We start from the raw sequence: 9,929 nt of genomic DNA on the forward strand, positions 1-9,929 counted from the left end.
CCACGGCGGTGCTCGCCGCCGGCCATGTGCTCGGCGGACGGTTTCACCTGCCGGATCCGGCCCGGCTACAGGCGGCCACCCTGGCACCGCCCTGGCTGGCCGGCCCGACGGCCGCGGCGGCGGCATTCGGCGCACTGGCGGTCCTGCTCACGGCCCTGACCATGGGCAAGGCCCAGCGGGACGACGCGGGCTGAGCGCGCGCTCGGAGGGCGCCCAGGGGCGCAGCACCAGGTGGCCGTCCTCCCGGGCGGCGGCCATGGCCGACGGGAACGTGTCCGTCTCCAGGCACACGGCCAGGTCGTCCGGATCGACACCGGCCCACCCGCGCCGCACTCCGTCGGCCAGCCGTACGGCGCCGCTGGAGCGCCGGGCCCGCGCCAGGTAGGGGCCCGGATCGGCGTCGCCCCTCCGGACGCGTTCCGCGATGTACTGTGCGCAGGCCAGATCCTCCTCGGCCCGGCCGCCGTCCCCGGTGACCACGAAGGTCACCGCCCCCGCCCGTACCCGTCGCAGCGCCTCGGCGGTCGCCCCGGCCACCGCGAAGCTCGCGCACAGCAGCAGTCCGGCGTCCGCCACGGCCAACGCCCCGGCCGTCCCGGCGGTGGTCTTCTGGACGACCGTACGGCCGCGCAGGTCGAGCGCACGCAACCGGGCGGGCGAGTTGACCAGGTCGAACCCTGGCATGGGCGGTCCGTCCTGGCAGGCGAGCCAGTCAGGATGACGGTCCTTCAGCGCCAGCGCCTCCTGCCGCGTGCGGGCGAAGACGATCCGCTCGGCGCCGCGCCGGAACGCCCAGGCGGCCACGGTGAAGGCGCGCATCACGTCGACGACCACGGCCACGCCGGGGGCCGTCGGGGCACCGGGTATGCCGGTGAACACGGGCTGCATCGCCCCATGGTGCGGCATACCGCGCCCGGCCGGTCAGGGCTCGGTCGTCCCGGGCGGCAGCGGCCGGGCGGCGCGCAGACTGCGCAGGGCGAGGAGCAGGACGCCGATGTCGTCCAGGTAGACCGGGTCGGGCAGCAGGTCGGTGGGCAGCACCAGATACGCGACCGCGCCCCAGAAGACCCACCGGGGCCCCGTCGGCAGCCCCGCCCGCCGCAGTGTCCGCCGCGCCCGCACCAGCCGCACCAGCAGCCGGACCGCGACCGCGAGCAGCACCGCCGCGACGACGGCGGCGATCACCAGCAGCGTCGTGGGCGTGTCCATTCCGGCTCCTTCTCCGACTGGGGGGCAGCTGCGAACGGTACGACCGTGCGTGTACCCGACGAACCCCTACGACGAACGGTCGCCCGCGTCGCTGCCGGCCCCCGCGTCCTCAGGGCCGTCGTCCTCCCGAACCGTGCCGTTCGATGAGGGAGCGGTGGCGGACCCCTGCTGCCTGCCCTTGGCCGTCAGCCTCAGCCGTTCGAACGTCCGTGTCAGCTGCTGGAGCGCGCCCGGTGTGCGGGCGGCGGGCCGCTGCTGGGGGAGCGTGGGCACGGGGACGTCCCGGTACGCCGCCAGGGCCTCCAGCGCCTGCTCCGCGGCCTGCTTGTACAGATCGCGGGACTTCGTCATCGCCTCCAGCGCCTCGGCGTACATGGCGACCAGCCGCCGCTCCCGCTCCAGCTCCTCCTGAAGGGTCATCAGGGTCCAGTTCTCCCGCAGGTCCGTCAGCGCCTCCTCGGCGTCCTGCGGCAGCGGCCGGGGCAGGGCGACGAAGTGCCGCAGCACCGCGATGAGTTCGGCCGGTTCCGAACCGTCCAGGAAGACGGTGCGCACACTGTGCTCCCGGCCGTCGTACCCCTCCGGCGCCGGGTCCGGCGGCAGCAGCACCGCGCCGCCGCGCGGCACCTCCACGCCGAGGTCCTTCAACGCCCAGTTGACGGCGCGCAGTTGCTGCGGTGCGGCCCGGTGCTCGATCACGCGGTGCCGCAGCCCGGGCGGCAGCAGCCGCGCCAGCGGCAGCCGGCCCCGCTCGTCGGGTGTCATCGCCTCGTGCACGACGACATGGACGCACCATGCCTCCCGGGCCGCCTCCCGCAGCCGGCGCCGCATGTCCTTGTCGTCCTCCGGCAGCGCGTTGACCTGCCGGAAGCGCAGGCCCGCGACCGTGGGGTGATGGTCCCAGGAGCCGTCGTCGCCGTCGCCCGGGGCGTCCTCGGGCCAGAAGAGCGCCGCGGGCGACGGCCAGGCGTCGTCCCACGGACGCTCCGCCTCCGCGACCAGCCGCCACGTGTGGCCCGGCAGCCGGCCCTCCTCCGGTACGAGGGTGAGCCGGGCCCGCACGGTCACCGTGCCGCCGGCCCGCCAGCGGGCCTCGAAGACCCGCCGGGCCGGGTCCTCGGCCGCGGGGGGCTCGGTGAAGTCGTCGATGTCCCCGCTCTCCTCGTGCCGTCGCAGCGTGCGGCGGACGACGTCCTCGGGGGCGGGTCCGGTGTGGCGGCCCCGGGCCGCCCAGAGGGTCTGCGGGATGGTGGCGCGGTCGCCGGCGGAGTTCGACATGAGCCAATCTGCTGATGGGGGCGGGTGCGCCTCCCAGTATCACCGTTCGGCGGCGCGACACGGCGGCGGGGGCCCGGCCCCGCGCGTCGCCCGGGGGTGCGACCGGCGCGCGGGGTGTGCGCCGTACGCCCGGGGTGCGCGCGGTGCACATCAGGTGGCCGCGGTTCACCCGTGCCCGGCCGGCGGTCGCGGCGCCCACAATGTCCGGCGAACGGGGGCCGCCCGTCCATCCGCTCAGGGGCGGGCCCCGTTCACCCCTGCCGGCCCCTGGGCCCGTGGAAAGGGGGGAGGTTACGCCCCGCTCTCCCGCAGCATGTCCTCGCGCTCGACGATCTTCACGCGCTCGCGGCCCTGCGGCTCGCCCAGGGCACGCTCGGCGGCGTCCAGCCGGTACCAGCCCTCCCAGGTGGTGAAGCGGACGTTGCGCTCGGCGAGGAAGGCGTCCACGGCCTCCGGTTCGGGCGAGGCGGGGCTGTGCAGACGGCCGCCGGCGTAGTCGTCCAGCAGGTTGGCCACGGTCTCGTTGGCGTCGCCCTTGGTGTGGCCGATGAGGCCGACGGGGCCGCGCCGGATCCAGCCGGTGACGTAGGTGGACTGCAGGTGGGTGCCGCCCTCCTCGATCACCCGGCCGCCCTGGTCGGGGACGGTGCCGGAGTCGATGTCCCAGGGCAGCTTGGGGAGCTTCTCGGAGAGGTAGCCGACCGCGCGGTAGACCGCCGTGACGTCCCAGTCCTTGAACTCGCCGGTGCCCTTGACGTTTCCGGTGCCGTCCAGGGCGGTGCGCTCGGTGCGCAGGCCGACGACCTTGCCGTCCTCGCCGAGGATCTCGGCCGGCGACTCGAAGAAGTGGAGGAAGAGCTTGTGCGGGCGGTCGCCGACATCGCGGATCGCCCAGTTCTCCAGCGTCTTGGCGACCATGTCGGCCTGCTTGTTGCCGCGCCGGGTCTCGATCGAGCCCTCGTCGTAGTCGATGTCCTCGGGGTCGACGATGACCTCGATGTTCGGGGAGTGGTCCAGCTCGCGCAGCTCCATCGGGCTGAACTTCGCCTGCGCCGGGCCACGGCGGCCGAAGACGTGGATCTCCACGGCCTTGTTGGCCTTCAGACCGTCGTAGACGTTCGGCGGGATCTCGGTCGGCAGCAGCTCGTCGGCGGTCTTGGCGAGGATGCGGGCGACGTCCAGGGCGACGTTGCCGACGCCGAGCACGGCGACCTTCTCGGCCTCCAGGGGCCAGGTGCGGGGCACGTCCGGGTGGCCGTCGTACCAGGAGACGAAGTCGGCGGCGCCGTAGGAGCCGTCCAGGTCGATGCCGGGTATGGACAGCTCGCGGTCGGCCATCGCACCCGTCGAGAAGATCACCGCGTCGTAGAAGGCACGCAGGTCGTCCAGGCTGATGTCCGTCGGGTAGTCGACGTTGCCGAACAGGCGGATCTGCGGCTTGTCGAGCACCTGGTGCAGGGCGGTGATGATGCCCTTGATGCGCGGGTGGTCGGGCGCGACGCCGTACCGGATCAGGCCGAACGGGGCCGGCATCCGCTCGAAGAGGTCGATGGAGACACCGGGGTCGGCGGCCACCTCGGACTTGAGCAGGGCGTCGGCGGCGTAGATCCCGGCGGGGCCGGCTCCGACGATGGCTACCCGCAGGGGGCGCGGCATGATCAGGTTTCCCTTCGAGCGTGAATGGGCGACTTGATCACGCAGCCTAAACTAAGGCAGACCTAAGTCGGTACGCGGGTCCGCTCTATGACCTCATAAGCTGATCTTATGCCTGACCTGGTGGTGCCTTATGGGCAGCGCCGCGGGGACCGGTAGGGCGCCCCCCGCGGCCGTGGCCGAGGCCGGTTCCTGTCAGGCCGGCCGGACGATCCGGTGGATCGCCGCCTCCCCGGCGCCGTAGATCGACTCCTCACGGATGGACGACCCCGGTCCGGGGGCGTGGACCATCATTCCGTCGCCGGTGTACAGGCCCACGTGCCGGTCGTCCTCGAAGAAGAGGACGAGGTCGCCCGGTTCGAGCCCGGCCGTCGTGAGCGGCGCTCCGGCCAGCGCCTGCTCGTGCGCGGCGCGCGGCAGCATGACACCGGCCGCCTTCCACGCGGCCTGGGTGAGGCTGGAGCAGTCGTAGGAGTCCGGCCCCGTCGCACCCCACACGCACGGCTTCCCGAGCTGCGCCCGGGCGAACGCGATGGCCTTCGCGGCGCGCAGGGCGCGGGGCGGCTCGACCGGGGCGGGAGCGGGGGTGGCCCCAGCGGGGGCGGCAGCGGGTGTGGGCGCTGGTGCGGGCAGAGGAAGCGACAGGGAACCGGTGTCGGTCATCGGTGCGGTGATGCCGGCCGGCAAAGCGCCTGCCGTCGGCGCTGCCGGCAGAACGGGTTCCGCACCCCGCTGCCGCCACTGGCGCGTCGAGGTCACGGCGGGTTGCGTCAACTGCTGGGCCCCGGTCGGCAGGTCGGGCGGCACCGGTGCCAACTGAACGGCGCTGCCCGGCGAGACGGGTCGGGCGGTGCGCCGGGACAGCAGGTCGCGTGCCGTGTCGAGCCGGCGCCGGGCGCCGGCCTTGGAGGCGCTGGGGGACAGGCGACCGAAACCGGCGGAGCCGGGGAGGGCCCGGGGCAGGTGAGCGGCGGTGCGCTGCACGCCGGGCTGCGCGGCGACCGGCAGGACGGCGGGGCTCGACGGTCCTGCCGTGGCCCAGCCGGCCGTGTCTGCCGTCCCGTCGCGCAACCCCACCGACTGGACCGGCAGTTCCCCGCTGCTCCCGGCATCGGCCAGTGCCCCTCGGCCGGTCTCCAGAGCCGGTACGGCCTCGGTCTGCAGGGTCCCGGTCTGCCAGGGCCCTGTGTGCGTGGCCTCGGTCTGCAGGGTCCCGGTCTGCCAGGGTCCTGTGTGCGTGGCCTCGGTCTGCAGGGTCCCGGTCTGCCAGGATCCCGTCTGCGGAGCCTCAGTCTGCACAGCGCCGGTCTGCCAAGACCCGCTCTGCGAGGCCCCGGTCTGCCAGGACCCCGTCTGCGGAGCCTCAGTCTGCACAGCGCCGGTCTGCCAAGACCCGCTCTGCGAGGCCCCGGTCTGCACAGCCCCGGTCTGCCAAGACCCCGTCTGCGAAGTCCCTGTCTGCAAGGCCCCCGTCTGCAAGGCCCCCGTCTGCGGCCACCCCGCCTCGGAGGGAACGGCCGGCAGGGAGCCGCTCGGTGCGTCGGTCGCCGGGGCCGCCGTCAGTTCGGCCACCGCGTGGCCGGTGCCGCGTGCCAGCGCCGACCGCTGTCCGGGCAGGCCGCCCGTCTCCAGTGCCGGCCGTTCACCGCCCGGCAGAGCGCGGAGCTCCCTGCCCCCGGCCGGGGGACCGGGCAGGCCGAGGGGGTCACTGCCGCCGCCCGGCAGGGCGCGAACTCCCCGCTCGCTCCCGGGAAGCGGAAGCTCCTCCATCCCCTCGCGCGAACGCGCCGGTGCCGGGGGCCCGTCGGGCAGCCGGTCGGCGGGCAGGACCGCGGGGACGGTCGGGCCGAGATCGGCGCGGGCCGCGTCGAACCACTGCCGGGCGATCTCGTCCAGGGCCGGATCCGCACGCCGGCCCGACCGCTTGGCCAGCGGGACGCCGCGTGAACGGGACCGGGCGGCCATGGCCCGGGTCGCGTTGAAGTTACCGGTGTCGTTCTCCGCCCGGTCGTAGAGGGATGCGATCCGCTGTCGCACCTCGTCGCGGCTCTCCGGCGCCATGGAAGACGTGCTCCTTCCTTGCCCAGCAGGGCAGTTGGGCGGCTCGCCGGGGCAGAGCCGGGCGGCGGCCTCGCGTCAACCTAGCCAACGTGTGTACCTCGTGTGAAGGTTGAGGTGTGAAATGTCCGATACATATTCGTGATGTTCGCGACGACGTTCGACGGGGAAGGGGCGGCCACCATGGTTTCCTGTGAGGTCCCGGTGAATTCGCGATTCTGTTGAACACGGTGGCTCCGCCCGCCGTATGAAGCCGGGGAACTCCATGCCCGGCCGCCGGCCACACCCACCGGCGGTCCGACCACCGGCGATCACACACAGGGGACGACCTTGGTACGCAACAGGCGCAGACGCCCGACCGGCGCACGACGCGCGACTCTCGCCGCGGTGGCCCTGATGCTCGGCGGCGCCGGACTCGTCGGGGCGAACGTGTACGCCTCGGCCACCGAGGGCTGGGGCGACGGATCCGGTACGGACGCCTCCGCACGCGTCCTGTCCTCGGGCATGGCGACCATCGACTGCCCGGACGTCGGCAGCCGGCTCACGGACGTGCCGGACGCGGCCCGTGCCGACGTCGACCGCGAACTCGCCGCGCTGGACCAGCAGATCGCGGCGGCGTACCAGCAGGTGCAGCAGGCGGCGCGGGCCGGCGGCCAGGACGACGGCTCCACCGAGGAGACGATCATGAAGCCGCTGGAGGAGAAGCGGTCGCAGTCCATCGGGCGGATCTCCGACGCCCTGGGCCGTGCGGGGGAACGCCCGCAGGGCCTGGACGACCTGGCCGTCTGCACCCTGCGCCCCGGTGACGACGGCCAGGCCCCCACCGGCACCGGGGGCGACGACGGCCGGCAGGGCGGCACCGGCCAGGGGCAGGACGGTGCCGGCGCGGACCAGGGAGGCGACGCCCAGGGGCAGAACGGCGGCGGCCAGGGGCAGAGCGGCGGCGGCCAGGGGCAGAGCGGCGCCGGTCAGGGCGGCAACGGGCCCGTCGTCTCCGACTACGCGGACATCACCGCCGTGACGCCCGACGCGCCGGCCCCGCCGCCCCGGGCCGACGCCTCGCGCGGCACGTTCACCTCCGACTGCGGAGTCAACGCGAACGGCCTGTTCAACTCGGACAACGTCATCGTCGCCCCGGGCGTCTCCAACGGCGCCCACCACTTCCACGACTACGTCGGCAACCAGGGCAACACCGCCTTCGCGAGCGACGAGGACCTGGCCAGGGCCGGTACGAGCTGCGCGGACCAGGGCGACAAGTCGTCGTACTACTGGCCCGTGCTGCGCCTGCAGAACGGCACCCAGGAGCGGGACGCCGGAGCACCGGGCGGCGGCACCGAGGGCAACGCGGGCCGGATCGTGACGCCCAAGGAGGTCGCGCTGACCTTCGTCGGAAACCCCCGTGGCAAGGTCACCGCCATGCCGCGCCTGCTGCGCATCATCACGGGCGACGCCAAGGCCTTCGTCAACGGCCCCGGCAACGCCAACGCGTCCTGGAGCTGCACCGGTTACGAGGACCGGCAGCTGAAGGACAAGTACCCGCTGTGCCCGCAGGGGAGCGACGTGGTGCGCACCTTCCGCTTCCAGAGCTGCTGGGACGGCCGCAACATCGACAGCGCCAACCACCGCACCCACGTGGCCTTCACGGACGCCGACGGCTCCTGCCCGGCGGGCTTCCAGCCCATTCCGCAACTGGTGCAGCGCATCGTGTACGACGTCGACGCGCCGAGCCTCGCGGACGGCGGCCGTACGGTCCCGCTGTTCGCGGTGGACTCCTTCCCCGAGCAGCTGCACAAGCCCGTCACCGACCACGGCGACTTCATCAACGTCTTCAGCGAGAACCTGATGCGCGAGATGGTCGACTGCATCAACTCCGGCCGCACCTGCGGTGCCTCGGCCGATGACGGCTCCGCCACGACGCCGACGCCCACGCCCACGGCGAGCGCCGGTGCCACGGCGGCGCCGGGTGCCGGCTCCACCGAGGAGAACGGCGGAAGCGTCACCTCCCCGCCCGCGCCGTCGGTGTCCCGAACCGGTGGGGCGCCCCGGCACGACGCGACGACGTCGCCCGCCCGCACCACCAAGCACGACACGGACGACAAGGCGGCACCCGCCGTGTCCGCCGCACCCCGGTCCACGCCGGCGCGTTCGGCTGCGGCACCGGCCTCGTCCGCCACTGCTCCGGCCTCGTCCGCCACTGCTCCGGCCCCGGCCACCACCGCACCGGTCCCGGCCGCCACCGCCGCCGCCTACTCACCGCCGGCCGCGCGGACCGAACCCCAGGCGAGCCAGGGCGGTCTGGCGGAGACGGGCGCCCATCTGTGGCCCGCGGCCATCGGCACGCTGCTCGCGATGTCGGGCCTGTTCATGCTGCTGCGTGCCAGGCGCATGCGCTACTGACCACGGACCGCCCCCGGCGGCGGCCACCCTCGGGTGGTCGCCGCCGTGCGCCTCCCACCCCTTGTGGGAGCGCTCCCAAGGAGGTGAGGATGGGGCCATGCCGTCCCTCGAGCCGAGCCCGCTGATCCGCCCCTACCGTCCCGCCGACCGCGACGCCGTGGCCGACGTCTGCGTCCGCACCGCGCACAACGGCGGCGACTCCCGGGCCCTCTACCCCGACCAGCGCCTGATGCCGTCGCTCTTCGCCGAGCCGTACTGCCACTTCGACCCGGACCTCGCCTTCGTGCTGGACGACGGCACGGGCCGGGCCGTGGGATACATCGTCGGTACGGCGGACACCGAACGCTTCGTACGGGACTTCCGCGAGAGCTGGATCCCCCGGCTGGCCGACCGCTACCCGGAGCCCACCGCGCCGCCCCGCACGCCCACGGAGGAGATGATCCGCCTCCTGCACCACCCGGAGCGGATGCTCGTCCCCGAACTCGCCGCCCACCCCGCCCATCTGCACATCGACCTGCTGCCGCCCTGGCAGGGACGGGGCCACGGCCGCCGCTTGCTGCACACCTTCCTGGACGCCCTGCGCGGCCAGGGCGTCCGGGCGGTCCACCTCGGCATGGTCACCGCCAACACCGCCGCCCGCGCCTTCTACGACCGGGTCGGCTTCCACGAGATCCCCGTCGCCGACGCGGGCCCCCTCACCTACCTGGGCCGCACGACGGCCCGTGGATGAGCGGCGGTCCTCAGCCGAGCCGGAGCGTCTGCTTGGCGAGGTCGTACGCGGGCCGCATCTCCTCGTGCTCCTGGGTGTCCATGCCCCCGAGGTGCAGGACGACCGGGCCGTCGGGCGTGCTGACGGCGAAGGCGCTCTCCTTCTTCGTCTCGTCCAGGAGCTTGCTCGTGTAGAGGTACTCCACCTCCACCGCGGAGACGCCGCCGCCGGTCCTGAAGGAGTGGTACCTCGCCTTGCTGACGTTGTCCTCGGCAGCGACGAACGCGCGCAGCACTCCGTCCGCGTCCGCGCCGCCGGGCTCGCCCGTCCACACGCGCAGGAAGCCGATGTTGCCGGCCGGCTTGGCGTCGATCTCACAGGCGGCCGTGACCGGGCCCTGCCGGAGGAAGGCGTCGGCGAGCGCCCCGCCGAGGTCGCCGTCCTCGCCCTTCGAGGCCTTGGCCGACTCCTCGCCGGCGTCGATGGACTTGGCCTTCCAGTCCTTGGCGACGTCGAAGCGCACGGGCAGTTCGCAGGCCGAACCGGCCGCGCCGACCGTGCCGCCGCGGACCGCCGCCGTACCCTTCGCGTCCGTGGCCCCGGCCGCGCCCGTGGCGCTCGCCGC

At 74.0% G+C, this 9,929-nt stretch carries 8 protein-coding genes and 1 pseudogene; 3 read left to right on the top strand and 6 right to left on the bottom strand.

Translation table 11 applies throughout. From position 1 onward, the window contains the following. Positions 1-194 (top strand): annotated as a pseudogene (locus tag ABZV94_RS37480) (hypothetical protein); the annotation flags it as partial. Here the strand turns inward: ABZV94_RS37480 and ABZV94_RS37485 are convergent. From ABZV94_RS37485 to ABZV94_RS37505, 5 genes are all read right to left on the bottom strand, one after another. Continuing rightward, a complete protein-coding gene (locus ABZV94_RS37485) occupies positions 148-888 on the bottom strand; it encodes a 2-phosphosulfolactate phosphatase (RefSeq protein ID WP_356348804.1) in 741 nt (246 codons plus the stop codon). The pseudogene ABZV94_RS37480 and the gene ABZV94_RS37485 overlap by 47 nt on opposite strands. A 33-nt stretch (positions 889-921) precedes the next feature. Then, a complete protein-coding gene (locus ABZV94_RS37490) occupies positions 922-1,209 on the bottom strand; it encodes a YkvA family protein (RefSeq protein WP_356348806.1) in 288 nt (95 codons plus the stop codon). A 66-nt stretch (positions 1,210-1,275) separates the two neighbouring features. After that, entirely contained in the window at positions 1,276-2,487 is a 1,212-nt protein-coding gene (locus ABZV94_RS37495; protein ID WP_356348808.1) for a hypothetical protein, read from the bottom strand. Between the two features lie 291 nt (positions 2,488-2,778). Next, complete coding sequence (locus tag ABZV94_RS37500; RefSeq protein WP_356348811.1) at positions 2,779-4,143, bottom strand: FAD-dependent oxidoreductase; 1,365 nt, start codon at positions 4,141-4,143, stop codon at positions 2,779-2,781. 192 nt (positions 4,144-4,335) lie between these two features. After that, entirely contained in the window at positions 4,336-6,201 is a 1,866-nt protein-coding gene (locus tag ABZV94_RS37505; protein ID WP_356348814.1) for a C40 family peptidase, read from the bottom strand. 393 nt (positions 6,202-6,594) lie between these two features. On the opposite strand from ABZV94_RS37505, the gene ABZV94_RS37510 reads away from it, so the two are divergent. Continuing rightward, positions 6,595-8,595, top strand: a complete 2,001-nt coding sequence (locus ABZV94_RS37510; RefSeq protein ID WP_356348820.1) for a DUF1996 domain-containing protein — start codon at positions 6,595-6,597, stop codon at positions 8,593-8,595. A 97-nt stretch (positions 8,596-8,692) separates the two neighbouring features. Continuing rightward, positions 8,693-9,325, top strand: coding sequence for a GNAT family N-acetyltransferase (locus ABZV94_RS37515; protein WP_356348816.1), 633 nt, complete (start codon positions 8,693-8,695; stop codon positions 9,323-9,325). Positions 9,326-9,335: 10 nt separating this feature from the next. Here ABZV94_RS37515 and ABZV94_RS37520 read toward each other — a convergent pair. Next, positions 9,336-9,929: lipoprotein (locus ABZV94_RS37520; RefSeq protein ID WP_356348818.1), on the bottom strand; the 594-nt coding region annotated here is incomplete at its 5' end.

This window comes from Streptomyces sp. NPDC004658, assembly GCF_040609555.1.
In the GTDB taxonomy this organism is placed as follows: Bacteria; Actinomycetota; Actinomycetes; order Streptomycetales; family Streptomycetaceae; genus Streptomyces.